22 protein-coding genes and 1 pseudogene are annotated in these 26997 nt (G+C 63.0%); 9 read left to right on the forward strand and 14 right to left on the reverse strand.

The window, feature by feature from the left end; all coding sequences use genetic code 11:
- The first annotated feature begins 16 nt into the window (after window positions 1–16).
- From ilvA to queF, 3 genes are read left to right on the forward strand one after another with little or no spacing between them, the layout of a single operon-like run.
- Window positions 17–1540 (forward strand): threonine ammonia-lyase, biosynthetic, encoded by a 1524-nt coding sequence (gene ilvA, locus P3T21_RS04795; protein WP_429254783.1) that lies wholly within the window; start codon window positions 17–19, stop codon window positions 1538–1540.
- 21 nt (window positions 1541–1561) lie between these two features.
- Entirely contained in the window at window positions 1562–2479 is a 918-nt protein-coding gene (locus P3T21_RS04800) for a 5'-nucleotidase (RefSeq protein ID WP_429254784.1), read from the forward strand.
- Window positions 2476–3300 (forward strand): NADPH-dependent 7-cyano-7-deazaguanine reductase QueF, encoded by an 825-nt coding sequence (gene queF / locus P3T21_RS04805; RefSeq protein ID WP_429254785.1) that lies wholly within the window; start codon window positions 2476–2478, stop codon window positions 3298–3300. Before P3T21_RS04800 ends, queF begins: the two co-directional genes overlap by 4 nt.
- Window positions 3301–4253: 953 nt before the next feature.
- Here the strand turns inward: queF and P3T21_RS04810 are convergent.
- The 3 genes from P3T21_RS04810 to P3T21_RS04820 all read right to left on the reverse strand — a co-directional run bounded on the left by P3T21_RS04810 (window position 4254) and on the right by P3T21_RS04820 (window position 7102).
- Entirely contained in the window at window positions 4254–4640 is a 387-nt protein-coding gene (locus tag P3T21_RS04810) for a RidA family protein (RefSeq protein ID WP_090527857.1), read from the reverse strand.
- Window positions 4641–4726: 86 nt separating this feature from the next.
- A complete protein-coding gene (locus P3T21_RS04815; protein WP_429254786.1) occupies window positions 4727–6208 on the reverse strand; it encodes an N-acyl-D-amino-acid deacylase family protein in 1482 nt (493 codons plus the stop codon).
- A 3-nt stretch (window positions 6209–6211) separates the two neighbouring features.
- Window positions 6212–7102, reverse strand: coding sequence for a MurR/RpiR family transcriptional regulator (locus P3T21_RS04820; RefSeq protein ID WP_429254787.1), 891 nt, complete (start codon window positions 7100–7102; stop codon window positions 6212–6214).
- A 167-nt stretch (window positions 7103–7269) separates the two neighbouring features.
- Between P3T21_RS04820 and P3T21_RS04825 the strand changes: the two genes are divergently transcribed.
- Complete coding sequence (locus tag P3T21_RS04825) at window positions 7270–8547, forward strand: amino acid deaminase (protein ID WP_429254788.1); 1278 nt, start codon at window positions 7270–7272, stop codon at window positions 8545–8547.
- Window positions 8548–8633: 86 nt separating this feature from the next.
- On the opposite strand, the gene P3T21_RS04830 is transcribed toward P3T21_RS04825, so the two are convergent.
- Together P3T21_RS04830 and P3T21_RS04835 are read right to left on the reverse strand one after the other, a co-directional pair.
- The gene (locus P3T21_RS04830) at window positions 8634–9086 is read right to left on the reverse strand and encodes a MarR family transcriptional regulator (RefSeq protein WP_429254789.1); all 453 of its coding nucleotides are present in this window, start codon (window positions 9084–9086) and stop codon (window positions 8634–8636) included.
- Between the two features lie 29 nt (window positions 9087–9115).
- Window positions 9116–10711, reverse strand: a complete 1596-nt coding sequence (locus P3T21_RS04835; RefSeq protein ID WP_429254790.1) for an MDR family MFS transporter — start codon at window positions 10709–10711, stop codon at window positions 9116–9118.
- A 138-nt stretch (window positions 10712–10849) separates the two neighbouring features.
- On the opposite strand from P3T21_RS04835, the gene P3T21_RS04840 reads away from it, so the two are divergent.
- Entirely contained in the window at window positions 10850–11692 is an 843-nt protein-coding gene (locus tag P3T21_RS04840; RefSeq protein ID WP_429254791.1) for an EcsC family protein, read from the forward strand.
- Here the strand turns inward: P3T21_RS04840 and P3T21_RS04845 are convergent.
- Both P3T21_RS04845 and P3T21_RS04850 read right to left on the reverse strand, forming a co-directional pair.
- Complete coding sequence (locus P3T21_RS04845; RefSeq protein ID WP_429254792.1) at window positions 11662–12618, reverse strand: alpha/beta hydrolase; 957 nt, start codon at window positions 12616–12618, stop codon at window positions 11662–11664. The two genes, P3T21_RS04840 and P3T21_RS04845, sit on opposite strands and share 31 nt — an antisense overlap.
- A gap of 126 nt (window positions 12619–12744) precedes the next feature.
- On the reverse strand, window positions 12745–13179 hold the full coding sequence (locus P3T21_RS04850) for a CHRD domain-containing protein (RefSeq protein WP_429254793.1): 435 nt from the start codon (window positions 13177–13179) through the stop codon (window positions 12745–12747).
- Between the two features lie 567 nt (window positions 13180–13746).
- Here P3T21_RS04850 and P3T21_RS04855 point away from each other — a divergent pair.
- Entirely contained in the window at window positions 13747–15072 is a 1326-nt protein-coding gene (locus P3T21_RS04855) for an IS110 family transposase (protein WP_429254794.1), read from the forward strand.
- Here P3T21_RS04855 and P3T21_RS04860 read toward each other — a convergent pair.
- Window positions 14954–16102 (reverse strand): annotated as a pseudogene (locus tag P3T21_RS04860) (porin); the annotation flags it as partial. The gene P3T21_RS04855 and the pseudogene P3T21_RS04860 overlap by 119 nt on opposite strands.
- Before the next feature lie 42 nt (window positions 16103–16144).
- Here P3T21_RS04860 and P3T21_RS04865 point away from each other — a divergent pair.
- The gene (locus P3T21_RS04865) at window positions 16145–16318 is read left to right on the forward strand and encodes a hypothetical protein (RefSeq protein ID WP_429254795.1); all 174 of its coding nucleotides are present in this window, start codon (window positions 16145–16147) and stop codon (window positions 16316–16318) included.
- 215 nt (window positions 16319–16533) lie between these two features.
- Window positions 16534–17469, forward strand: a complete 936-nt coding sequence (locus P3T21_RS04870; protein ID WP_429254796.1) for a LysR family transcriptional regulator — start codon at window positions 16534–16536, stop codon at window positions 17467–17469.
- A 154-nt stretch (window positions 17470–17623) separates the two neighbouring features.
- On the opposite strand, the gene P3T21_RS04875 is transcribed toward P3T21_RS04870, so the two are convergent.
- The 6 genes from P3T21_RS04875 to P3T21_RS04900 all read right to left on the reverse strand — a co-directional run bounded on the left by P3T21_RS04875 (window position 17624) and on the right by P3T21_RS04900 (window position 25998).
- Window positions 17624–21373, reverse strand: a complete 3750-nt coding sequence (locus P3T21_RS04875) for an ATP-binding protein (protein ID WP_429254797.1) — start codon at window positions 21371–21373, stop codon at window positions 17624–17626.
- A 29-nt stretch (window positions 21374–21402) separates the two neighbouring features.
- Window positions 21403–22146: an aquaporin Z gene (aqpZ, locus tag P3T21_RS04880; RefSeq protein WP_429254798.1), complete on the reverse strand. Its 744-nt coding sequence runs from the start codon at window positions 22144–22146 to the stop codon at window positions 21403–21405.
- 192 nt (window positions 22147–22338) lie between these two features.
- Window positions 22339–22983, reverse strand: coding sequence for a response regulator (locus tag P3T21_RS04885; protein ID WP_429254799.1), 645 nt, complete (start codon window positions 22981–22983; stop codon window positions 22339–22341).
- Window positions 22980–23684 carry a response regulator gene (locus P3T21_RS04890; protein WP_429254800.1) on the reverse strand — a complete coding sequence of 235 codons (705 nt, stop codon included), beginning with the start codon at window positions 23682–23684 and terminating at the stop codon, window positions 22980–22982. The genes P3T21_RS04885 and P3T21_RS04890 overlap by 4 nt, the downstream gene beginning before the upstream one ends.
- Window positions 23685–23849: 165 nt before the next feature.
- Window positions 23850–24500 carry a response regulator gene (locus P3T21_RS04895; RefSeq protein WP_429254801.1) on the reverse strand — a complete coding sequence of 217 codons (651 nt, stop codon included), beginning with the start codon at window positions 24498–24500 and terminating at the stop codon, window positions 23850–23852.
- Between the two features lie 196 nt (window positions 24501–24696).
- Window positions 24697–25998 carry an MFS transporter gene (locus P3T21_RS04900; protein WP_429254802.1) on the reverse strand — a complete coding sequence of 434 codons (1302 nt, stop codon included), beginning with the start codon at window positions 25996–25998 and terminating at the stop codon, window positions 24697–24699.
- Between the two features lie 95 nt (window positions 25999–26093).
- Between P3T21_RS04900 and P3T21_RS04905 the strand changes: the two genes are divergently transcribed.
- Window positions 26094–26981: a LysR family transcriptional regulator gene (locus P3T21_RS04905; protein ID WP_429254803.1), complete on the forward strand. Its 888-nt coding sequence runs from the start codon at window positions 26094–26096 to the stop codon at window positions 26979–26981.
- Window positions 26982–26997 lie beyond the last annotated feature (16 nt).

Here is a 26997-nt window from a genome sequence, read left to right on the forward strand (position 1 = left end):
ATCGCGCGCCACCCGCATGGCTTCCCACGACTATCTGAAGAAAACCCTGACCGCGCGCGTCTACGACGTCGCCCGCGAGACCGAGCTCGAACGTGCGCCGAATCTGTCGGCACGGCTGCGCAACCCGATTTATCTGAAGCGTGAGGATAACCAGCCGGTTTTCTCGTTCAAGCTGCGCGGCGCGTACAACAAGATGGTGAACCTGCCGGCGGACGCGCTGGAACGTGGCGTGATTACCGCGTCGGCGGGTAATCATGCGCAGGGCGTGGCGCTGTCGGCGGCGCGGCTTGGCGTGAAGGCGATCATCGTGGTGCCCGTTACGACGCCGCAGGTCAAGGTCGATGCGGTGCGCGCCCACGGCGGCCCGACAGTCGAAGTCGTGCAGTTCGGTGAATCGTTTAGCGACGCCTACGGGCACGCCACCAGACTGCAGGAAGAGCGCGGCCTGACGTTCGTTCATCCGTTCGACGATCCTTACGTGATCGCCGGCCAGGGTACGGTCGCGATGGAAATTCTGCGTCAGCATCAGGGCCCGATTCACGCGATCTTCGTGCCGATCGGCGGGGGCGGATTTGCGGCGGGCGTCGCGGCGTACGTCAAGGCCGTGAGGCCGGAGATCAAGGTCATCGGCGTGCAGACCGAAGATTCGTGCGCGATGGCGCAGTCGCTGAAGGCGGGCGAGCGTGTCACGCTGAACGAGGTCGGTCTGTTTTCGGACGGCACGGCCGTCAAGCTGGTCGGCGAGGAAACCTTCCGCCTGTGCAAGGAATATCTCGACGACGTCCTCGTCGTGAACACCGACGCGCTGTGCGCGGCGATCAAGGACGTCTTCCAGGATACGCGCAGCGTGCTCGAACCAGCGGGCGCGCTCGCCGTGGCGGGCGCGAAGCAGTACACGGAACGCGAAGGCATCGAGAACCAGACGCTGATCGCAGTCACGTCCGGCGCGAACATGAACTTCGACCGGATGCGTTTTGTGGCGGAACGCGCCGAAGTGGGTGAAGCGCGTGAAGCGGTGTTCGCCGTGACGATTCCGGAAGAGCGTGGCAGCTTCAAACGCTTCTGCGAACTGGTGGGCACGCGTAGCGTCACCGAGTTCAACTACCGGATCGCCGACGCAAAATCGGCGCACATCTTCGTCGGCGTGCAGATCAAAAACCGCGGCGAATCGGCCGAGATCGCGAAGGCGTTCGAGGGACACAATTTCGCCACTGTCGACCTGACCAACGACGAATTGTCGAAGCAGCACATCCGCTATATGGTGGGCGGCCGCTCGCCGCTCGCGCACGACGAACGCCTGTTCCGCTTCGAGTTTCCGGAGCGGCCGGGCGCGTTGATGAAGTTTTTATCATCGATGGCACCGAACTGGAATATCAGCCTGTTCCATTACCGGAATCAGGGCGCCGATTACAGCTCGATTCTCGTCGGCATCCAGGTGCCGGGCGCGGAAGACGGCGAATTCGCGCGCTTCCTCGCGTCGCTGGGCTATCCGTACTGGGAAGAAAGCGCGAATCCGGTTTACAAGCTGTTCCTTTCCTGACGGCGGCGGACGTCGACGCATATGGCTTTTTCGCTCGAAGACAAGCTGGTCGTGGCGATTTCATCGCGGGCGCTGTTCGACTTCGAGGAAGAGAACCGTGTCTACGAGGCGGGCGACCTGCAGGCGTATGAAGCATTGCAGCGCGAACGCCTGAACGTGCCGGCGCGGCCCGGCGTCGCGTTTCCGCTGATTCGCAAGCTGCTGGCGCTGAACGCGGGCGCGCATCGTGTCGAAGTAGTGATCCTGTCGCGCAGCGATCCGATCAGCGGGCTACGTGCGTTCAGCTCATGCCGCGAGCATGGCCTGGCGATCGAGCGCGGCGTATTCACACGCGGGCGGGCGCCGTTCAGCTATCTGAAGCCGCTGAATGCATCGCTGTTTCTGTCGGCCAATCAGGACGACGTGCGCGACGCGCTGGCTGCCGGATTCCCGGCTGCACGCGTATTGCCAGAATCGGCGAAAATGGCGAGCAGGCATCCGGACGAGATTCGCATTGCTTTTGACGGCGACGCCGTGCTGTTTTCCGACGAAGCAGAGCGCGTGTTCCAGAAGGATGGGCTGGGCGCATTTGTCGGTCACGAGACCGACAAGAAAGATCTGCCGCTGGCGGACGGTCCGCTGAAGCCGCTGCTGGGCGCGCTGCACCGGTTGCAGAAACTGGCGGACGAAGCCGCGCCGACGCAGACCGCGCCGATGCGCATCCGCACGGCGCTGGTGACGGCGCGATCGGCGCCGGCGCATGAGCGCGCGATCCGGACGCTCATGCAGTGGAACATCGAAATCGACGAAGCGATGTTCCTCGGTGGGCTCGACAAAGGTGAATTCCTGCGCGAGTTCGAACCGGACTTTTTCTTCGACGACCAAATTCGCCACTGCGAATCGGCCCGTGTCGTTACGGCAACGGGGCACGTCGTGAGTGGCATCGTGAACGCATCATGACACCTGAACAATCGCCGCTTGGCAAACCTTCTTCCTATACGGAACAGTACGACGCGTCGCTGCTCTTTCCGATCGCACGCAGTGCTGCGCGCGAGGCGATCGGCATTGGCGCACGGTTGCCGTTCTTTGGCACGGACATCTGGAATGCGTACGAGCTTTCGTGGCTGAACGCGCGTGGCAAGCCGCAGATCGCGGTGGCGACGTTCTTTATTCCGGCGGATTCGCCGAATATTGTCGAGTCGAAGTCGTTCAAGCTGTATCTGGGGTCGTTTGCGCATACGACGTTTGAGTCGATCGATGTCGTGCGGGAGACGATCAAGCGGGATGTTTCAGCTGCAACTGGCGCTTCGGTTTCGTTGCACCTCGCGCCGCCCGCTGAGTTTGGCAAGCTCGCGCTTGAGGAGTTTGAGGGGTTGTCGCTGGATCGGCTCGATCTTGATACGTCTGTGTACCACCCTGAGCCTTCGTTTTTGACTGCTGCTTTAGACGAGGCTCCGGTAGAGGAGACCTTGTTCTCCAATCTGCTGAAGTCGAATTGCCCTGTGACCGGGCAGCCGGATTGGGGCAGCATCCAGATTCATTATGTTGGTCCGCAGATCGATCATGCAGGGTTGTTGCGATACATCATTTCGTATCGCAATCACACCGGGTTTCATGAGCAATGCGTTGAGCGGATCTTTATCGATGTACTTAGGGCCTGCCGGCCTGTGAAGCTCGCTGTTTATGCGCGGTATACCCGCCGCGGTGGGCTCGATATCAATCCGTTCCGGACTAACTTTAATCTGCCTATGCCGGATAATTTGCGCACCGCGCGGCAGTGAGGTTTTTTGGTTTTTTTGTTGTTCTGGATTTGTTGTTGTTCTGGTTTTCTTGTTGTTCTGGTTTTGTTGGCCTTTCCTTGTAGCCATGTCGGTCTATTGGCGTCGCCCCTGTGCGGGGCGGCACCTACTTGCCCACAGGCGCTTCTTGCGGCGCGTTTTGGGGTCTTTGTTGGCCTTCCCTTGTATTCAAGTCGGTCTATTGGCGTCGCCCCCTGTGCGGGGCGGCACCTACTTTTCTTTGTCCTTGCCAAAGAAAAGTAGGCAAAAGAAAGGCGCCGAAAACTCTTCGCTTCCTGGTGCGTCATCACCGGGGAATGGCACCCCATGAAGTGTCGCCCCGACATTTTACCCGGCATCGGCCCGCGCACGATCGGATCCCCCGCACAGCACACTTCGTGACAAAGGGCTCATCCACCCGGCTCCGCGTTGCGTCGCCGAATGGCATAACCGTCACATCACATCACCGACGGCATAGCTTCCGCGTGGGCGCTTGCGTACGTGCCGTCCTGACCGATTCCGCCGCCGACGGCTTGCGCCGTCATTGCTGCGCCGTGCTGCGCGCGTGCGGCGCAGTGAGCTAACGCAACCATGCCGCCGTCTGGCGAATCCGTCCGCGACGCACGCAGTGCGGAGTGGGGTGGATGAATGCCTTGTCACGGGCGGTGCTGTGCGGGAGACGTTCTCGTGCGCGGACCTATAGCGTTTCTGTGCGGGGGGTGACACTTCATGGGGTGCCATTCCCCGGCAGCGACACAACCCGGAACGGACGAGTTTTCGGCGCCTTTCTTTTGCCTACTTTTCTTTGGCAAGGACAAAGAAAAGTAGGTGCCGCCCCGCACAGGGGCGACGCCAATAGACCGACATGGCTACAAGGAAAGGCCAACAAAAACCCAAACGCATCGAAAGAAGCGCCCAAGGGAAAGCCCAACAAAAAACCGGCCCAACAAAAAACCCTAGCCGCCAGGCGCCTTATAAGCGACACAATCCACTTCAACCCGACAATCAATCACCATACTGGAAACGACACACGCCCGAGCCGGAGGATTCTCCCCAAAATACTCCCGAAACACCTTGTTGAACGAAGCAAAATCGCGCGGATCATCAAGCCATACACCGCAGCGAACAACGTGCTCGGCCCCATACCCAGCTTCTTTAAGAATGGCAAAAACGTTCTGAATCGCCTTGTGCGATTGCTCGACGATCCCGCCATTGATCACTTCGCCATTCTCCATCGGCGTCTGGCCGGACACGAACAGCCAGCCGTCCGCTTCGACCGCGCGAGCAAAAGGCATATGCTGCCCGCCGGTACCCTTTCCACCTTCCACGCCATAACGCTTCATCACACCACTCCTCAATCAAAAACCGGCGACGCCAGATAGAACAGGCACACCGCAAAAGTTAATAAACAACGCAAAAATCCAGATAATCAGAACGCGCCCTGCGCATCCCCTTTCGACGCTGCGCCGCGCGCAACAAAATGCCCTGCCCGCTCACCGGTCGGCTGCCCATCGCGATACGACAACACGCCGTTCACCCACACCGCATCGATGCCATCAGCAGCCTGTTGCGGCTTCTCAAATGTCGCCGCATCACGCACCCGCGCCGGGTCGAACAGCACGAGGTCAGCGTGATACCCCACATGCACCTCGCCACGCTGCGTCAAACCAAAGCGGCCCGCAGACAGGCTCGTCATCTTCCGCACCGCCTCTTCCAGCGGAATCAGACCGGTATCGCGCGCGTAATGTCCGAGCACACGCGGAAACGCGCCCCACAACCGCGGATGCGGCAGCGGATCGTTCGGCAAACCATCCGAGCCCACCATCGTCGCCGGATGCGACAGGATCCGCCGCACGTCGTCCTCCGACATGTTGTGATACACCGCGCCCGCCGGCCGCAGCCGTTTGCCCGCTTCCTGCTGCGTCACGCCCCACTCGGCCGCGATGTCCTTCACGAGCTTGCCCGCCATCTCCGGATGCGGCTCCGACCACGTGATCGTGATGTCGATATCGCCCGTCACCTGCTTCAGATCCAGCGTCGACGAGCTGCGGTTGTATGGATAGCAATCGCAGCCGATCGGCTGCAACCGGCGCGCGCCCTCCAGCGACTTCAGCACCTCCGTGCTGCGCCCCCAGTTCGACGGCCCCGCACACTTCAGATGCGAAATGATCACCGGCACCCGCGCATGGCGACCGACCTTATATGCCTCGTCCATCGCATCGAGGATCGCGTCGAACTCGGTGCGCATGTGCGTCGTGTACAACGCGCCCGCCGCGGCGAGTGGCTCGGCCAGCGCCATCACTTCTTCGGTCGGCGCGGAAAACGCCGAGCCATACGCAAGGCCGCTGCTCAACCCAAGCGCGCCGTGCGCCAGCGCCTCTTCCAGCTGCGCGACCATGCCTTCGATTTCCTGCGCCGTCGCCGCGCGATCCAGCCGGTCCATCTGGTTGTTACGCAACGCCGTATGGCCGATCAGCGCGCCCACGTTCACGGCCGGCCGCGCCGCGTTCACCGCCTCGACATACGCGGCGAACGTCGGGTATTTGAACGCTTCGCGCTCGCCGAGCAGATTCATCGGATCCGGCGGATCGCCCTTCAGCGCGACCGGCGAAGCACTGATCCCGCAATTGCCGACGATCACCGTCGTCACGCCCTGCGTGATCTTCGGCAGCATCTGCGGTGAGCGGATCACGTGCGTGTCGTCATGCGTGTGGACGTCGATGAAGCCCGGCGCGAGCGCGCGGCCGTTCGCCTCGATCAGTTCTTCGGCGAGCCAGTTCGACAGGTTGCCAATCGCGACAATCTTGCCGTCGCGCACCGCGACGTCGCGCTCGACCGGCGGCGCGCCCGTGCCGTCGTAAAGCTGCGCGCCGACAATCAGCGTATCGGCGGCTTCAGGATGCGAATGCATGGATTAATCTCCTAGCGGTTGTCGTTCGCCGCCGCCGCGATGGGCGTCGAGCGCGTGTTTCATGCGACGCAGCAACTCGCGACTCTCGTCGCCGAGGCTGACGGCCAGCTCGGTCACAAGCACGTCCAGCGCCATCATCATCGCGTAACGCGACGACGACGGCTTGTAGATGAAATCAGTTTCAAACGCGACGATCGGAATCACCCAGTCAGCCAGCTTCGCCAGCGGCGACGCAGGGGCGGTCAGCGCGATCAGCGTCGCGCCGTAATCGCGCGCGATCCGGCAGTTTTCGACCATCTCCGGCACGCGGCCCGTCGTCGACAGCGCGATCACCACGCAATCGCGCGAAACGGTGCTCGCCACCATGCGCTGCAGCAAACCGTCCTGATACGTCGCCACCGGACGACCCAGTCGCACGAGCCGGAAACGCATTTCGTCGGCGAGCGCTGTCGAGCCGCCGCCCATGCCGAACACGTAGATCATCCGCGCGCCGCGCAGCACGGCCGCGGCGTCCGCGAGCGGCGCCTGACGCAGCAACTGGTGGTTATGGGCAAGCGCGGTCTGTAATTCGTCGAAGACACGCGTAGCAAGCGGCTCGGGCGCATCAGCAGCCGAGTTCGCCTGCAGGAAGCGCTGTCCGACGGCGGCGGCCTGCGCGAGCCGCAGCTTCAGTTCGCGCACGTCGCGGCAACCGACGGCCTTTGCAAAACGCGTGACTGTCGCGATACTGACGCCCGCCTGCTGCGCGAGCGCGCCAATGCTCGCGCGCGCCGCGCCGGTCAGATCGTCGAGAATCAGCGCGGCGACCTTGCGCTCGGCCGGGCGCAACTCGGGCGCGCTCTCGGCGATGCGAGCGACAATGTCGAAAGTAAGCGGCTCAGCAGTCGAATTCATGGAAAACGGTGGGAACGCAGCACGGCAAGGGGTATCGTGCGACATAACATATTTGTCGCTCGCGAAACCGGCATGGTACTAAATAACATTTCTGGATCCATGCTACTTTCGTTAAGATATGGCTGTCAACTTTGGTTCAATTTAACCGGACGATGGAGCAGGAGTACATGAAAGTTACAAACTATCAGGGCGCGACGATTGATCCTTATAGCAAGGGCTTGGGCATGGTTCCGGGCACCAGTATCCAGCTGACGGACACCGCACGCCTTGAGTGGAATCTGCTGGACGAAGACGTCAGCCTGCCGGCTGCCGTGCTGTACGCGGATCGTATCGAGCACAACCTGAAGTGGATGCAGGCTTTTGTCGCGGAATATGGCGTCAAGCTCGCGCCGCACGGCAAGACGACGATGGCGCCGCAACTCTTCCGTCGCCAGCTGGAAACCGGCGCGTGGGGCATTACGCTCGCCACCGCGCATCAGGTGCGCGCCGCGTATCACGGCGGCGTACAGCGCGTGCTGATGGCGAACCAGCTGGTCGGCCGTCGCAACATGATGATGATCGCGGAACTGCTGAGCGATCCGGAATTCGAATTTTTCTGCATCGTCGATTCGGCGGACGGCGTCGACCAGCTCGGCAAGTTCTTCGGATCGGTGCGCAAGCAGTTGCAGGTGCTGCTCGAACTCGGCGTGCCGGGCGGACGCACTGGGGTGCGTAGCGTCGGGCAGCGCAATGCGGTCCTCGAAGCGATCGCACGCTATCCGGATTCGCTGAAGCTCGCCGGCGTCGAGCTGTATGAAGGCGTGTTGCAGGAAGAAGGTCAGGTCCGCGAGTTTCTGCGCAACGCGGTCGACATCACGCGCACGCTCTCGAGCGAAGGCCGTTTTGCACGCTCGCCGGCGATCCTGTCGGGCGCGGGTTCGGCCTGGTATGACGTGGTCGCGGAAGAATTCGCGAAAGCATCGGCCGAAGGGCAGATCGAAATCGTGCTGCGTCCAGGCTGCTATCTGACGCACGACGTCGGCATCTACAAGAAGGCGCAGAACGACATCTTCGCGCGCAATCCGGTCGCGAAGAAGATGGGCGAAGGCCTGCTGCCGGCGCTGCAACTGTGGGCGTACGTGCAGTCGATTCCCGAGCCGGATCGCGCGATCATCGGTCTCGGCAAGCGTGATTCCGCGTTCGACGCGGGCATGCCGGAGCCAGCAAAGCACTATCGTCCGGGCACCAAAGCGCCGCGCAATATCGCGAAAGATGAAAAGTGGGAAATCTTCGGTCTGATGGACCAGCACGCGTATCTGCGGATCCCCATGAACGCCGACATCAAGGTCGGCGACATGATCGCGTTCGACATCTCGCATCCGTGCCTGACGTTCGACAAGTGGCGTCAGTTGCTGGTCGTCGATCCGTCGTATCGCGTGACTGAAGTGATCGAGACGTTTTTCTGAGTCCCGCCTTTCGCTTGCTGCACAAGTAAAAACGCCGACATCACAGTCGGCGTTTTTACTTGCAGAGGACGGAAATCAGCAGCGCGTCAGACAGGCTCGACAGGCAACGTCGCGGCCACTTCACCGATGCGCGCTTCCAGCATCGTGAGCGCGCCCGACAGCGCCGCGAGCGCGTCATCCGGCAGCGCCGCCATCGTTTCGTGAAGAAACGTATTGCGGCGCGGCATGCTGGCTTCGATCGCCGCGCGCCCCACTTCGGTCAGCTTCACATTGGTCACGCGGTTATCGCGCGCGTCCATGCTGCGTGCGATCCAGCCCATGCCTTCGAGCGTCTTCAGCTGTCGCGTCAATGCGCCCGGATCGACCTGCAAACGCTCGACCAGCCGCTTCTGCGACGACTCGCCCGCCTGACTGTGCAACGCCAGCAGAATGCGCCAGCGCGGCATCGGATGGCCGACGTGCGCCTCGAACGCGGACATGAACGAACGGTACGTGCGTCCGAACTGCTGAACGATGGCGATGCGATCCTGTTCTTCCATGATTTATCGATAGAGCGGCTGACGGGAAGTCAGTCGGCGTGGATAACCGGCTCGACGTGACGTTGAAGCTTGATCGGCGGCACGCGACGACTCTGCCAGACCGAGGCGACAGCGATCACCGCAGCGACCGCGAGGCCGATGTGAATCGCGGAAACAAGCGCTTCACGCGCGGCTTCGAGCAGCAGCGCGCCATTGTGTCCGGTGTGGGCCAGCTGGCCCAGCAGCGTCGACTGCGCGTCGTGATTGATCAGGATCTGTGGATCGCTGAGATCGACGAACCACTGCGTCGCGTGATCGCTTTCCAGCGCATTGCGCACGCCGTTCGCATACATATGGGAGACGAGCGTGCCAGTCAGCGCCGTGCCAATCATCCCGCCGATCATCCGCAAAGACTGCAGCAGCGCGGTCGCGATACCGAGATGCTCACGGCCGGCTGTCTGCTGCGCGAAAATCGTCAGGTTCGGCATCACAAAGCCGAGACCCACGCCGCCGAAAATCATGAATGTCATCAGGATCGAGTGCGGCATCCCGCGCGTCGCGACGACCACGCCAAGACACGAAATCGCGAGCAGCGAAAAGCCGATGTACAGCATCAGGTTCGGATTGCGCATGCGCGACACGAGCCGGCCGTTCGCAATGCTGCCGATCGTGATGAACACGACGAGCGGTGTGATGACGAGCCCCGCTTCCTTCGGCGACAGCCCAAAGCCGCCCTGAAACAACAGCGGCGCATAGAACAGCAGCGAAAACATCGTGAAGCCGCCCATCACCGCGAGCGTGAACAGCGCGGCGAGGCTGCGGTTGCGGAACATGTCGACAGGAAGAATCGGCTGCGGGAAGCGCTTTTCCCACTGCCACAGCGCCCACGCGGACACGACACTGATCGCCAGCAACAGGGGCGCCGCACCGCCAATGCCGTGCTTCGGCAGCATTTCGACGAACAGTTGCAGGCAGCCGAGCGCGACAGCAATCAGCAATGCGCCAGGCCAGTCGAGTTGCATCCTGGTCTCGTGCTTGACGTGCCGCAGATGCGGCAGGAAGCGCCACACAAAAAACAGCGATAGCAGCCCCACCGGCAGATTGACGTAAAACACCGAACGCCAGCCGTAGTACTGCGTGAGAAAACCGCCCAGCGACGGCCCGACCGCGTTTGCGATGCCGAACGCCGAACTCATCAGCACCTGCCAGCGCAGCCGCACGACGGAGTCGGGAAAGAGATCGGGAATGCACGCGAACGCCGTGCCGACCAGCATGCCGCCGCCGATGCCCTGCAATCCGCGCGCGATGACGAGGAACAGCATGTTGTTAGCCATGCCGCAGAGCACCGAAGCCGCTGTGAATACGACGATCGACGCGATCACGAACGGCTTGCGCCCGTAATAGTCGCCGAGACGCCCGAAGATCGGCACCGTAATCACCGACGTCAGCAGATACGACGTCGCGACCCACGCGTACAGTTCGAAGCCTTTGAGTTCGGCGACGATGGTCGGCAGCGCGGTGCCGACTACGGTCTGATCGAGCGCGACCAGCATCGTGACAAAGGAGACACCGAGCATCGCCATCAGCGATTCCCGGAACGGCAGGACTTGCCCACTCGAATGGTGAGCAGCGGTGTGAACAGCCATTTTTTGATCGTGCAACGGTTGACGGGTCAACGAATATTGAATCATAGCACGTCCGCTGGCTCTAAACTGGCTGAACCGGCGCTTCTGTCGTCCAGAAACGCGCCGCTGGACTGATCGTCAGCACACTCAGGGAGAGTCATGGAATCCATTCCCCGCGCCGCACAGGAACTGTCGACCGAGGATCTGAACGCGCTGCGCCGCGCGAAACACGAGCTTGAAAGCCCGGCGCTCGCGATGAAGCTGGCGAGCATCGTAGGCGCGCCGCTGGAGAAGCTGATTGCGCGCATGCCGGGCATCGCCAGCGAGAAAGTGACGGAAGCCACCCAGGCCGCGCTGCGCAAGTGTCTGCAGATCGCCTTGCGCACGCTCGGACGCAATGGCGGCACCGGCCCATTCGCCGCGCCGGACAAACCCAGCAATCTGCTTCACAAGTTCGCTGTCGCCACGACAGGCGCCGCCGGCGGCGCCTTTGGCCTGTTTGCGCTACCGGTCGAACTGCCCGTGACGACGACGTTGATGTTCCGTTCGATCTGCGACGTCGCGCGCAGTGAAGGTGAGGACCTGTCGGACATCGACACGCAGTTGCAATGCCTGACCGTGCTCGGCATGGGCGGCACGTCAAAAGCCGACGACGACGCCGATCTCGGCTATTTCATCGTGCGCGGCGCGCTGGCGCAGTCGGTATCGAAGGCGACCTCGGAGATCGCCACGAAAGGCATGACGTCGCATGGCTCGGCGGCCTTGCTGCGGCTGCTCAACACGATCGCTTCCCGCTTTTCGGTGCAGGTCAGCGAACAGATCGCGGCAAAGTCGATCCCGGCGATCGGCGCAGTGCTGGGCGCGATGATCAACACCGTCTTCATCGATCATTTCCAGCAGGTCGCGCATGGCCATTTCACCGTGCGGCGGCTGGAACGTCAGTACGGACAGCCGCTCGTCGAGGCGACGTATCAGACGATCGACGTTTCGCTCGACGGCTGATTCGCACGCGTCGACGTTGCCTCGTTGACGAAGGCGGCCGCGTTGTCGAGCGCCTTGCACGCCTCCGGAATAAACGGCGCGAAGATCTGCCACGCGTGCGGCATCTCCGGCCAGATTTCGCATTCGACGCGAACGCCCGCCGCGCGCGCCTTTTCGGCGACGCGTCGTGTGTCGTCCAGCAACACTTCGGTGTCGCCAGCCTGCAGGAGGAGCGGCGGCAGACCGTGCAGGTCGGCGTACAACGGCGACGCGTACGGATGCATCGAGGACGTATCGCCCAGATAGAACTGCGCCGCGCGCGCGACGGCGGGGCCGCTGAACATCGGGTCGCGGCCATTATTGGTGCGGATCGTATCGCCGGTTGCTGCGAGATCGGTCCATGGTGAAAACAGGATGCCGCCGGCGGGCAGCGGATCGCCGGCGTCGCGCAGCGCCACGAGCGTCGCAAGCGCGAGGCCACCGCCCGCGGAATCTCCGGCAATCACAATCGATCCGGCTGACACGCCATCCACAAGCAGCCGACGGTAGGCCGCGAGGGCATCATCAAGCGCGGCGGGAAAGCGATGCTCGGGTGCCAGGCGGTACTCAAGCGAGAACGTCCGCGCATTGGCGCGCCTGGCAAGTTCGAATACGAGCGAGCGATGCGATCGCGGCGAGCAGAAGTAATAGCCACCACCGTGCAGATAGAGAATGGTGCGTTGCGCCGCCGCTTGAGAAGAAGCAGGCGGTTCGAGCCATTCGCCACGAAGCGGCGTGTCGTCCGGACGGTACTGCTCGCGCAGTGTCCAGCCGCGCGGCACGCGTGGCGACCAGACACGTTTCGCGGTTAGCGCCCGGGCATGTTCGACGCTGATCGTCGGTTGCAGGGTCTGCGGATGGAACCGCCTGCGCAGAAACCAGCACGCGAGCGCACTTTGCCAGCTCATCGGCGCAGCCTCCTCGAAAGGTAAGCGGTGATGGTACGTACGATCGCTCGAACCGCGCTGGACGACGGGTTCTGGATTCCAGGACAGCGCAAGGCCGCCTTTGGCGGCCCGGCTGTTCCTCGTCCGTCAGTTCGCCGGCAACACCTGACCGCGGATTTCACCACTCGGATTCTGCGCGGTATGAACGTTGAAGTACCACTGGCCGCCCATCAGATCCGTCACCTGCTGTTCGGTCAACGTGGCCGACCCCTTGATCGGATTCGCGAGTGCGCCCTTGTCGATCGGCACCTGCACCTTCGCGTTCTGGCCGACGGGCGCTGGGCCGTGAAAATGCGCCATCGTCACGGGACCTGACAGGTCGCCGTACGTGATTGTCCATTGCAGGGTTTTCGTCGACGTATCGAACGACGCACTCAGATCGCCGTGTCCGTGACTCACGCGCGGCGGTACTTCGCTGGAGGGTTGCAGATCGGCCTTCAGCTGGACCGTATCCGCGAATGCCACGCCCGATGCCAATGCCCACAATACGACAGCCAGATTCAGTCTGCGAATCGCGATCATCTAGTTCTCCTGGTCTTGTGTAGCGCCGGGTGCAAAGGATCGATCGCACGGGGCGCACCACATACTAGTGCAAATCGGCTGACGTCGTTCGTCGCGCTCAAGTCGGGAGACGAAAAAAAAGCACCGCGAACGGTGCTTTTTTAAGCTACGAGAGCGGCATCAAAGCGCGCTTTAGAAGCGGTGACGCAGACCCGTCGATACAACGGCCTGGTTACGTGACGAGGACGGCGCATTCGTACCGAAGACCTGTGTCGGAATCAACGCACCATTGCCACCGGCAGAGTAGACGCCTTCTGCATAGCTTCCCAGGGCCGGCAATCGTCCCCGGTGTTCCGGAAGAAACGCTGCTGCGCTATAACACAGGTGGCAGCGCCCTGATGACCGGAACATCACTGGTGCCCGCATGCGACGTCACCGGACGCCGCGTGGCGAGCCCGGTACATAGCATGGTCCGGGAATCGTCGGTGACATTGGCGAGCAGCGCGAGCTGCATCCCGTTTGAGAGATCGAGTCGATTCAGACGCTTCCCCCTGGTGCTGCCCTGAACCAACCAGCCAGGAGCAGGCCATGGCCATGCGCAAGCGGGAAGACGATGAGGTGTATCCGAACGCCGCCGGGATCGATGTGGGCGCGTCCAGCCACTGGGTGGCAGTCCCCCGGACAGCCGACGACCAGCCGGTGCGCGAGTTCGGCACGATGACCGGTGACCTGCACGCGATGGCCGACTGGCTGCTCGCGTGCGGCGTCGATACCGTGGCGCTGGAATCCACCGGAGTCTACTGGATACCGGTTTACGAGGTGCTCGAGCAGCGCGGGCTGACAGTCTGGCTCGTCGATGCGCGGCAGATGAAGTACGTGCCAGGGCGCAAGAGCGACGTGCAAGACTGTCAATGGCTGCAGAAGCTCATGAGTCTCGGACTGCTGCGCGCGGCCTGGCGCCCCGATGGCGAGGTCTGCGTGGTGCGCGCGGTGGTGCGGCAGCGCGAGCTGCTGCTCACCGAACAGGGTAGCTGGGTGCAGCGCATGCAGAAGGCGCTCCTGCAGATGAACCTCCAGCTCACCGAGGTACTCACTGACGTGATGGGTACGACCGGACAGGCGATCATCCGCGCGATCGTGGCCGGCGAACGCGACCCGAAGGTGCTCGCGCGTTTCCGCCACACGCTCGTCAAGGCCAGTACCGAAGACGTCATCAGGGCGCTGACCGGCAACTGGCGCGACGAGCACCTGTTCGTGCTCGCGCAGGCGCTCGCCATGTTCGACAGCCTCGCCGAGCGCATCCTCGAGTGCGATGCGAAGACCGAGGCGCTGCTGGTCCCCCTGGGGCGTCACGACGTCCAGCTGGCCGGGCCGGACAAGAAGCGCCAGAAGAACACCCCCCGGTTCGACGCGCGTACCGCGCTCGCGCGCTGGGCGGGCGTGGACCTGACGCGCATCAACGGCCTGTCCGTGGCAACCGTGATGACGATCCTCTCCGAGATCGGCCCGGACCTGAGCCGCTTTGCCAGCGTCAAGCACTTCTGTTCGTGGCTGCGCCTGTGCCCAGCCACGAAGATCAGTGGCGGCAAGACACTGTCTTCCGGCACCCGACCCTCCGCCAACCGCGCCCGGCAGGCACTGAAAATCGCAGCCATGAGCCTGTCGCGCAGCGACTCGGCGCTCGGCGCGTTCTACCGCCGGCTGTGCGCCCGCATGGACAAGCCGCGCGCCAATACCGCGGTGGCCCACAAGCTTGCCCGCATGGTGTACTTCATGCTCACGCGCGGCGAAGCCTTCGTCGACCAGGGGCAGCAGCGCTATGAGGAACAGCAGCGCCAGCGCAGCATCGCAGCCCTCCGGCGACGTGCTTCCGCCCTCGGATTCCAGCTCCAGCCAAACGCGCCGATTCCCTGAGAACCGATCTTTTCTGCCGGGTTTCTTGAGAGATATCAGTCCGCTTCGACAGCGCGTAGTCAGCCTGCAGGCCGAACTGGTTCCAGTGGCTCGACGTATTCGCGGCGTTAATCGTCGTTTCGACCGCCTGCGTGTACGTGTACGCTGCACCCAGCGCGAGCGCCGGTGTCAGGTTGTAGCGCGCATTGACTTCGTAGTTGTTGAAGCGGATTGAACCGTCGCCAAAGGCGAACTGGTAACGGCTTTGCGTGTACACCGCGCCGACCGACGCCGGACCGAATTCGTAGCTGCCGCCCACGCCCCACGTGCGCTGGGTCTGGCTGACGACTGCATTTCCGGCGAACGGACCGTCTTGCACTGCGCCGCTGCTATTCAGGTTCGAACCTTGAATCTGCAGGTATGCCGCGCCGAGTTTCAGGCCGCCAGCCTGGTAACCCGCGCCCACGCTGTACGCGCGGTTATCGGCGAAACCGCCCGCCTGATTCGAGAATGCGTACAGACCGCTAAACGACAGGCCCGCGTAGTTCGCGCTCTGGTACTTGACCGAGTTGTTCATGCGCACCGAGTTGTTCGCATTGTCGTTGTCGCCCGGGTGTGCAAAGTACGTGCCGCCCCAGCTGCCGGTCGCCGTCAGCGGACCGAGATAGTCGACCACGGAATCGTACTGGCGACCCATCGTCAGCGTGCCGTAGTCGCTCGACAGACCGACGAACGCCTGACGGTTGAACAGCTTGTTGTTCACGTCATTGTGGCCATTCATTACGTTGAAACCACTTTCCAGCGTAAAGATCACCTTCATGCCGCCGCCGAGATCTTCCGCACCGCGCATGCCCCAGCGGCTACCCTGGAGATTGCCGCTCGTCATACGGTAAGCGGGGCCGTGCGCATCCGGATCGCTCACGCTCGTGCGTTCGTTCTGGACGTACGTAAAGCCGGCGTCGATCACACCGTACAGCGTCACGCTGCTTTGCGCGCTCGCGGCAGTGGCGAAGGTTGCGGACACAGCCGCGAGAACCAGAGTTTTTTTCATGTAAAGCCCCTTGATACTGAGTCGTCTGACTCGATTGATTGCGTGGCGCAACTGCAGGCCTGGGCCGTATCGATTCGCACCGTCGGCCTGGACCGTTACCGGTTCTATCTGCATGTCAAAGTGTGGGGGCTGGGTTTTGCAGAGGCCACTCGCAAGCGCACAAAACAATTTTTGAATTATTCAAAAACCGCGCAACAGCACGCTTATTTGCCTTGACTCGCAAGGCATTTTTCTTGTCTCGATTTATATTTCGCCATGCTTATCTATTTAAAGCGTTGCCGTTCTGCCACACGCTTTCTTCAGCATTAAATCGAGACACGCAATTCATTGCGAATGATTCGGAAAAATCCCGTGTCAACGGTGATCACGCGCGCCTAATATTTGGCACTTTCGTGCGCGTCGCATGCTCCTTTCCATACAACGAACCGTCGATGAATCTGCTTCAGGCCATGCGCGTCTTTCTCCAGGTCGCGGAGAACAATTCGTTCGGGCGCGCCGCCGCGAGTCTCGGTCTGTCGAATGCCGTGGTAACACGCTATGTCGCGCTGCTCGAAACACACCTGGACACGCGCCTCGTTAACCGGACTACGCGCAGCCTGTCGCTGACCGAGGCCGGTCACACCTATGCTGAAGGTTGCCGTCAGGTGCTCGACCAGATCGAGACGGTGGAGTCGCACGTCGCGCGCAGCGGCAGTGAGCCGTCAGGCACGCTCAAGCTCGTTGCCGTCGCGTCGTTCTCGCTTTTTGGTCTGACGCCGCTGCTGCAGCACTATCACGCGCTGCATCCGAAGGTGAAGCTGTCGGTCACGCTGTTGCACCGGCCGGTGGATCTGATCGAAGAAGGTTTCGATGTCGGCATCGTCGTGCCCGGTCAGGTCAGCAGCGAAACGATGGTCCGACGGCCTCTATTCAAGGTGTGTCCGGTCGCCACGGCGTCCGCGCGTTATCTGGAAACGCACCCAGCGCCACAACAACCTGCGGACCTGGTCGCGCACACGTTCCTCGCGCCCTCGGCCGATATTCACAGCACGACATGGCATTTCGCGGCAGCGGACGGAAGCGCGCAGACGGTCAGTCTTGATCCCGCGTACATGGTCAACAACTCGGTGATGCTTCGGCAGGCGGTGCTGGCCGATATGGGCGTCACCATTCTTCCTGAGAATCACGTGGCGGCGGATCTGGCCGACGGCACGCTCGTGCAGGTTCTGCCCGGCTGGCGAATCCTCGATGCTGACAAGGAGCTTTCGCTCGTCTACCCGGGACGACGTCACGTGTCAGCCAAGACACGTTCTTTCGTCGATTTCACGGTGAATTACTTCCGCGCGGGCGTACTGCCCGCGCACACTTTCGCATACTCCAATAGTTAATTGCGCAATTGGGCCTCAATCTTTCGGCGCAAAGAGCGTACGCTTACATCTGCGAGAAGCGACTCCTTCATCGAAGGATGTCTCCAAACTTTAACGCGGCTTCGGCCGCGTTTTTTTTCGTCTGTACGAGAAGGTTGCCTCGCGCTTCGCGTCGCTATGCAAGCAATGCAACCTGTTCTTCAATGCCGTCCAGTATGGTCTGGCATTGCGTCACCAGCGAAAAACCCTCCGCGCGCAGCTGTGCGGACGGCCAATGCTGCATCCCGCGCCGATATTGCTCCAGCACGTCGAGCAGTGGCGGATACTGCAGCACGCCCGCGGCGCCCATCACGCGGTGATGCCACTCCCGCAATGGTTCGATGTCGCGCGCATCGATGGCCTGCGTCGCGTCGATGTTTTCCAGCAGCGTCGGCAATGCACGCAGATCGTCGCGAACCGCCGCGACAAACGCATCGAGCAGCGACTTGACGGTCGATTCGCTTCCCCACAACTGGGTCATATGAGCGAGGTCGACCGGGATGAATGCGCGCGTCATCCCGGGCGCGGGCGCGTGGGTTGCGGGTTTGTCATGCGGGCTCGCCGTTTTCGCATCGGTGGCCGGCACACGCGTGACTTCCGTGCCGAACCAGCGCGCGAGGTAGTCGCGCAAGGTCGCAAGACGCGTCGGCTTGACGAGGCAGTCGTCCATGCCGGCTTCGCGACATGCCCGCAGATCCTCGGGCGCCGTGTTGGCGGTGATGCCGAGAATCGGCAACCGCGTCGCGTCGTTGCGCGCTCGCTCGCGCGAGCGCACCTCACGCGCCAGTTCGTAGCCCGACAGGTTCGGCATATGACAGTCGGTGATCAGGAAGCCGTAGCGCGTCTGCTCGAGCGCGACGAGTGCTTCGGCGCCGTCGTCGACCACGTCGCAGGCAAAACCGAGCAACGCGAGTTGATGACGGATCAGCTCCTGATTCACCGGATGATCCTCCGCGACGAGCACGAGCCGCCCGCTTGCGATGGCGCGCTCGCGATCCGGCGCAGCGATGCCGGTCTCGATCGCGCCGACGTGCCGCGCCGGCACGGTCGCGAGGCCGCTCAATGCCGCCGCGCACGCCGCGCCGAGTCCGCGCCATGAAATCGGGTTGATGCTCAGCCGGACGTTATCGTCGACCACGCGATAACCTGTCGGCTTCGGCTTTTCCGTCAGGCAGATCACACGGGCGCGCGATGCGCCGTCCTTCGGTATATCCCGCCCTTCGGCAACGAAAATCAGATCGGCGGCGGTGAACGTAGCGGGCCTCATGCTTGCCGCGGAATCGGGCGAGACCACATCGAGTGCAATGCCGAGCGCCTCGCCGAAATGCACCATCGCCTGCGCAACGCGCGTGTCGGCCGTCACGATCACGCCACGTTTTCCGCGCAAACGGCCGGCGGTATGCGTTCGCGTTTCGATCGGCATCGCGAGCCGCAGCGTCATGCGCGTGCCTGTTCCGGGCGTGCTCTGCAGTTGCAGCGTGCCGCCCATCAGTTCGACCAGCTTGCGGCAGATCGTCAAGCCAAACCCGGTGCCGCCGAAACGACGCGTCGTCGACGATTCGGCCTGCACAAACGGCTCGAAGAGTTGCGCCTGGACGTCCGGCGCGATGCCGATGCCCGTGTCTTCGACGGTGATATCGATGGTCTGCACGGTGTCGGTCTGCGCGCTCAGCACCACGCACACGTCCACTTCGCCGGCGGGCGTGAATTTGATCGCGTTGCCGAGCAGATTGAAGAGAATCTGCCGCAGCCGCACGCTGTCGCCACGCAGGCTGGCCGCGACGCCCGGCTCGACGTCCACGCGTACTTTCAGGCCTTTCTCATGCGCACGTCCCGCAAGCAGCCCCACCGCGTTATCGACCAGTTCGCGCAAGTCGATCGGCTCCGATTCGATCGTGAGCCGCCCGGCTTCGATCTTCGAATAGTCCAGCAGATCGTCGAGAATCTGCAGCAGCGCGCCCGCCGACTCGTGAATCATGCCGAGCATCTCCCCCTGGTCGGCGTTGAGCGGCGTGCGTTCCAGCACTTCGACAAGGCCGAGGACGCCGTTCATCGGCGTGCGGATTTCATGGCTCATCATCGCGAGGAAGTCGTCTTTCGCACGCGACGCCGCCTCCGCGAAATCGCGCGCGCGGGCGAGTTCATCCGCGCGGGCGTGATCGATGCTCGCGTCCACGCCGTAGCCGCTCCACACGACGCTACCTGTCGCCTCGCGGCGCGGCACCAGCTCGGCGCGTACCCAGCGAAAACCCGACGCACCGTCGCCGAAGCGAAACTCGACGTGGATCGGCTGCACCGAGCGCGCCGAGCGCTCAAGTTCGACCATCAACGCGCGACGATCCTCCGCGCAGACACGCGCAAAATCGATGCTGCCCGGTTCGGCCAACGCCCGGCCGTCGTTACCGAGAAGGCCCTGCGTGTCGCCGCCGACATAGAGAAACGAGTACGCGCCCGCCGGATCACGGCGCAGCTGGAACACGACCGCCGGCAGCGAGCGCGTTACATCGAAGAGACGCCGCTCCGTCTCGTGCGCGAGCACTTCCGCGCGGCGGATATCGGTGATATCGACCACTGTCCCGAGCACGCATGACGGCATGCCATCGATGCCCGTACACATGCACGTCCAGAAAATCCCGTGACGGGCATCGCCCGCACGGCCGGCGAATTCCAGTTCGATCTGCTGCCATTCGCCGCTTTCGAGCGTGCGCCGCGTGATGCGATCGAGACTCAGGCTGTTCGACGCGCCCCACGCCTGCACATCGCGGCTCGTCCGGCCGATGACCGTCTCGCGCGCGAGGCCTGTCGATTCCTCGTACGCGCGATTGACAGCGATATAGCGCCCATCCAGATCTTTCGCGACGAGCGGATACGGCACCATCTCCATCATCGTCTGCTGGAAATTGAGCTGGGTGGCGAGTTCACGCTCGGTGCGCTTGCGCAGCCGCATCTCACGTTGCAGCAGCACATAGGCGCGCAATGTCACAACGAGAATCGCACCGATAGCGATCAGAAACGGCAGCAGGCGCACCGCGCTGACGGCTTCGATTCCGCGCTGCGGCGTCGGTGCGGTGATCCACCGGTTGCGAATACGCTGCCTGTCGTCCGGCGGCATCGCCGATAGCGCGCGATCGAGATCGTCGCGCAACGCAAGCTGCCGATGTGGCACGGCAAACCGGATTTCGCCGGTGCGCCCCGTATCGTCGAACGCGACGCCAAGGCCATGGAACGCGCCATCGGACAGCCGCGATCGCACCGAAGGCGCGAGGCCCAGATAGGCATCGGCCTCGCGACGCTCGACCGCGGCCAGCGCGGCGGCCGTGTCGGAGTACGTCAGAATTTGCGCGTGTGGGTAGCGCCCGGCGAGAAAGCCTTCGAGCGCGAAGCCCTTTTCGAGGGCGATGCGGGCACCCTGCAACTGGCCGCGCGTGAACGAAGCGCTGCGCTCGCGGCGCGTCACCACCGACATGGGCGCGCGAAAGTAAGGTGCGGTGAACGACAGACACCGGTCCCGCTCGGGCGTGCGCGCAACACTCATCAACACATCGACTTCCCCCGCGCACGCAGCCGCTAGCAGGTGGGGCATATCGGCGTACGCGCGGGTTTCGAACGTCACGCCTGGCCCGACGAGCGCGCGCAGATAGTCGACGCTCAAGCCGCCCAGATTGGCTCCGTCGACGATTTCGAACGGTTCCCAGCCGCCTGCGAGAATGCCGATTGTCAGTCTGGCGGGATACGCCGACACCAGTTCACCGGACGCGGATTCGAGCGGCACAGCCGCGAGCGCGGCGTGAGCGACGACCATCGCAGCCCACGCCACGCAAACGAGGAAGCAGTACATCGGACGCAGCAGCACGCCGCATCGTGCACGCGCAGGCTGGATGGTCATGATGAACATCGGAAAGCAGCGGAACGGATTCACGAGACCTCGGCCGGCTCACGTGCCGGTCCGGCAGGACCTTTATGCCGCGCGCCGCCTGGCCGCGGATAGAGCAGACCGGCAAGCACGCCGCCCCCGATCGGCGCGGCCCAGAAGAGCCAGAGTTGATCCAGCGCCCAGCCGCCCACAAAGAGTGCCGGCCCAGTGGAACGCGCGGGATTCACCGAGCCGTTCGTGATGGGAATAGCGATCAGATAGATCGCGGAAAGACAGGCGCCGGTCACGACCGGCGCAACCGCGCGCGACGCCCGTCGCGACATCTGCAGGTTGATCCATACGAAAGCGAATGACATCGCCAGTTCGAGTGCGAGCGCCGATTGCAGCTGGAAGTCGGCAGGCGAGTGGTCGCCATAGCCGTTTGCACCGAAGTCGCTGATCGCAAGATCGAACCCCGGACGGCCCATGGCGATGAAATCGAGCACGGCCGCGCCTGTCACCGCCCCGAAAATTTGCGCAGCAACATACGGCAGCAGATCACGCACACGAAAACGTTGTGCAACCACGAAGCCGATCGTCACAGCAGGATTGAAATGTGCGCCGGAGAAGCGGCCGGCAGCGTAGCTGGCCGTCGTGATCGCCAGCCCGAATGCAATGGGAGCCTCCAGGCCGGCACATCCCATCTGGGATAGCGCACCTTTCACGACGAGACTGCCGCACCCGATGAACACGATCCAGGCCGTGCCCGCTGCCTCTGCCATCAAGCGCCTGCTCAGACTGGACATGTTGCCTCCTTTCATTGCTCTATTCCGGGTTAGCGTTCACAACGCAAATGCCACTCGCGTTCTTCAAACTCCATCTGCATAACGAACGATCCAGGAACCTCGTCTGTCCGCGACGCGCGAGTATGGGGCGCGACCGGCAGACAACTAATCGGACTACTCCTAATTCGACCTCGCCTGCGGCCGGCTGGGACGTCAGATCAGGCCAATCTGTCGGGCGTAGTTCGCCAGATCGGCTTCGGACGCCAGCCCGAGCTTGCGCATCGCGCTGCGCTTCTGTGTGCTGATCGTTTTGGCGCTTCGATCAAGCTTCTGCGCGATCCGATGGATCGACATGCCGCGTGCATACATCTGGAAGACTTCCCACTCGCGTGCACTCAGCACGCCCACACGCGGTTGCGATGGCGCGTCGGCGGCAGCCAGCACGCGCCGGGCATGACCGGAAAGCCAGAAGGTACCCGCGAGAGCGGCATCGATCGCGGTAGTCAGCGAACTCGCGACGTCGCGTTTGTCAACAATAGCGTTGACGCCGATATGCACGAGACCCATCAGCGCGTGCGGGTGATGGATCATCGTGAGCACGACCACCGGCGGATGGGGAACCTCGCGCAGAACCCTGCGCAGCAGCGACACGGCATTACTCTCGCCACTGATTCCCGGCATGCCGACGTCGGAGACAATCACGTCGCAGCGGCAGTGATCGAGCAGTTCCGCCAGCGCCTGGGAATCGACCGCCTCGCCGACTACCGACAGATGCGGCGTAGCTGACAGCAGCGAGCGGACGCCGCTGCGCACGCAACTGTGATCGTCCGCCACGATGACGCGGATCGTCTCTTTCAACGCACGCTCTGCCTGGCGCCTTCAGCGACGACGCCGTGATCGACGGCGAATCTGAACAGCTCGACATCGGTATGCAGCGCGAGTTTTTTCATCGCTGTGCACTTCTGCGCGCTGATCGTCTTGACGCTGCGCCCAAGGCGCGTCGCGATCTCCGTGACGCCGAGACCGGCCGCATAGTGCGTGAACACTTCCATCTCGCGGCGCGACAGCAGCTGGCGCACGTGATCCAGCTGGCGTAACCGCGATGCATCGGACAGTTGCGCGCGCACGGCCGGTCCGAGATAACACTCGCGCGCGAGTGCGGTGACGATCGCCACGTTGATCAGGTCGATGCGATCGCGCTTGCTCACGACCGCATTCGCGCCGAGTGAGAGCGCCTGCTGCAAGGCGTCGGCTTCGGATTCCATCGTCAGCAGAACCAGCGCCACGTGCGGGTAGCATGCCCTGAGACGCGCGACGGTATCGAGGCCGTCGCTGTGGCCGACGACCGGCATGTGCAGATCCATCACCACCAGATCGCAGGGCGTCTGCTCCGCCTGCGCAAAGACTTCGCTGGAGTTCGACGCGCGGCCCACGATCTTCATGTTTGGAAAGCCCGACAACAGGTTCTCCATGGCAAGCAGAACAAGGGGATGATCGTCGGCGATGATGGTACGGATAGATGCAGTGCCGCTGGTGTCGCTGCTGTGAGGGTCGGTCATGAAGTTCGTCTCCGGCGCTGGTCTGCACGCTGATGCCCGCATCATGCGAGCGCTCGATCTGCCAGAGCGAGAATCAAATATTTGCTATTCGACCGACATAAGAAAGCTCTGAAATACCCCCGTCGGCCTGGGGGCGCTCTTCATTTGATTAGTTTTCGATCTATTTCATGCCATACCGTGTGCGCGAATAAAGGCAAAGAGACCCGGATCGTTGCTCACACCCAGCTTGACCATCGCGTCGCGCTTCTGACGACTGACAGTGCGCACGTTGCGATCGAGCCGACGCGCGATTTCGCTGATCGACAGCCCGCTCACGAACAGGCCGAGCACCTCGGTTTCGCGCGGCGACAAACGGGGCATCGCGGTCATTTCGCTCGCTTCGGAACCGGCCTCGGCGAGCGTGACCAGGATCGACTTGCTGACATACGGGCGCCCGTAACCGACTGTTCGCACCGCGGCGGCCAGCTCATCCATCGACCCGGTCTTGTTGAGCACGCCAGCGACGCCGTCGGTCATGATCGAGCGCAGGATCGCGGCGTTCGTGACGCCCGTCAGCACGATGATGCGGATCGCCGGCCATGTCTGGCGGATGCGGCGCATGAGACGCAGCCCGTCTTCCGCCGGCGTGCCGGCTTCCGGCATCGTCAGATCGGTGACAAGCACGTCGCAGGGCGTGGCTTCGAGCAGCCGGATGAGGGACTGTGGACCGTTCGCGTCGCCAACGACTTCGATGCCCTCATGCAACGCAAGCGATGCGCGCACGCCGATCACTACAAAAGGATGGTCATCGGCCACGATGACCCGGATTTTTGCCATGCTTTCTCTCCATATTGGTATAGGTGTTTGATGGTTATCAGGAGCGCGCCGGGGAAGCGCCGCTTGCGCCACCTGACGTTCGCCTGGAAGCGCCTAATCACATCACCACATGGAGGGAACAAAAATCAGAGTGATCCTAATCGTATGACAAATAGTCGAATGTCCAAACGGATGCTCGAACAGCGCGGGGCCCCGATCAGGCCCGTGCCGGCGCGACGCTACGGGGAACGGCGGCCCGCGGAAAGACCGGCAACGCGATCAACGCACAGAGACTTCCCATCGCCCAGACGGCCGGCCACGATCCGATCGACAACACCAGCGGAATGGCGAGCGGCGTCACGAACATCATCATGAACACGCAGGTGTTGCCGATCGCGAGCGCCGTACCCGCGCGGCTCGTGCCCGCAAGCGTCGCGAGTTCGGTGAACGCGACGCCGTGCCATGCCGAAGCCGACACGCCGCCCAGCACGATCATCGCGGCGAACACGATCGCCATGGCAGTGTGCAATGCGCCCACGCCGGCGGTCAGTAGCGCGAGCGGTGCGAACAGTAGCGCCGTAACCAGACTGCACGCACGCATATAGGCGCGACGGTTGCCACGACGATCGGTCCAGTGACCGCTCCAGACGCGCATGACCGCAGCACCTGTCTGCACAGCGGCCATCGTGACGCTGATCGTCAGCAGACCGGCGCGACTGAAGTCGTGCAGAAACACGGTCGCGAACGTCACCACCGTCAGTTGCGGGACGCACAGCACGCCCATGCCGAGCGCCGTGCGCCAGATCCGGACATCGCGCAGCGGCGAAACCGGACGCCGCGAAGGCTGCGACGCGACGGAAGGCGCGGCTTGCATGCCGCGCGCCGCACCTTCCGCGGCGGGCGGCTCATGCAGCCAGCGCCACGCGAATCCGGCGGTCACCGCGCACAGGACCGCCAGCACGCCGTAGACGCACGCAAATCCATGCCACGCAGCAAGCGCGGGAAGGACCAGTGCGCCGAGGCCGCCTCCTGCCGGCACGGCCGTCTGCCGGATGCTCATGGCGAGACCGCGCTCGCCTTCGCGAAACCACGCCATTACCGCGCGACCGCTCGAACCGTTGACGCTGCCGCCCAGCAGTCCGACCAGCAGCAGGCCCGCAGCGAGCATCCCTACGCCCGGGACCCAGGCGCCTTGTGGCGAAACAAACGCAGCCATCCCCGCCAGTGCCGCCGCCGTCAGGCCGAGCCCAAGCAGCAACACGCGCCGGTCGCCCCAGCGATCCGTCAACAATCCCCACGGCAGCTCGCTAACTGCGATGCCAAGGCCGAGCATCCCGAACAAAAGACCGAGCGCGTGATTGTCGACGTGATAGCCCGAGCGGATAAAGACCGCGGTCGTCGGAATGCCGGAAAACGCTGCCGAAAAGCTCGCGTTCGCCGCGAAGCCGACACCCAGCACTTTCCATCGATGACTGCGTCCGCACGGGCCGGATACGCCCTGTGAAAGATGCCTGCCCATGTGACCTCCCGAGGATTCGACGAAGTCATCCTACGGATAGACTATCCATCGGAAAAGCGGGAATATAAGATCATTCCCATCGGAGTTTCCGAATCATGAGCCAACGTGCGTTCGATCTCGCGCAGCTTCGAACCTTTGTTGCCGTGGTCGAGGCCGGCACGGTTTCGGGGGCGGCGGAGCGGGTGTTCCTGTCGCAGTCGTCGGTGAGCGAGCAGGTGAAGAAGCTCGAGGAGCGCGCCGGCCAGCCGCTTTTCGTGCGTAGCAAGCAGGGTGTCACCGCGACGCCGGCCGGCACGAAACTGCTCGACCATGCGCGCCGCATCCTCGCGATGAGCGAGGCGGCGTTCGAGGATATGCAGGGGCGCGCGCTCGACGGCGAGCTGCGGATCGCCATCACCGACTACTACCGGCCGCACGAGATCGCGGGCGTGCTGAAGGCCTTCTCGGAGCAGCATCCGCGTTTGCGTCTGCACGTGACGGTACTGCCGAGCGCGGTCATCGACAGCGCCGGGGACGATGCCACCTTCGATATTGGTCTGTCGCTGCGTCTCGTGACGCCCGAAAGTGGACGCGTGGCCGTCGGGAACGGCCACCGCAAGGGTGCGGTGATCCGGCGCGAGCGGCTCGTATGGGTGAGCTCGGCGGATGCCAACCCGCGGATCGCCACGCCCTATCCGCTCGTGCTCCTGCCATCCAGTTGCCAGCTACAGCGCTTCATCGTGAAGCTGCTCGATGAGCGTAACGTGCCGTATGTGATTTCGCATTCGGCGTCTGGCGTGGCCGGGCTGCAGCTGGCATTGAAGGCGGGTCTGGGGATCTCGTGTCTGAACGAGTCGTCGATTGGCGCCGGGCTGGCCGCGTGTCCGGCGTCGGTGCGGCTTCCTGCCCTGCCGGCGGTGGAGTTTCATCTGCTGCCGGGCCGCCTCGGCGAGGACGATCTCGTCACCAACGCGCGCGCCGCCTTGAAGCGGCTTTTTAGCTGACTGGCTGGGAAAAAGG

Source organism: Paraburkholderia sp. GAS334, from assembly GCF_050436625.1.
Taxonomy (GTDB): Bacteria; Pseudomonadota; Gammaproteobacteria; order Burkholderiales; family Burkholderiaceae; genus Paraburkholderia.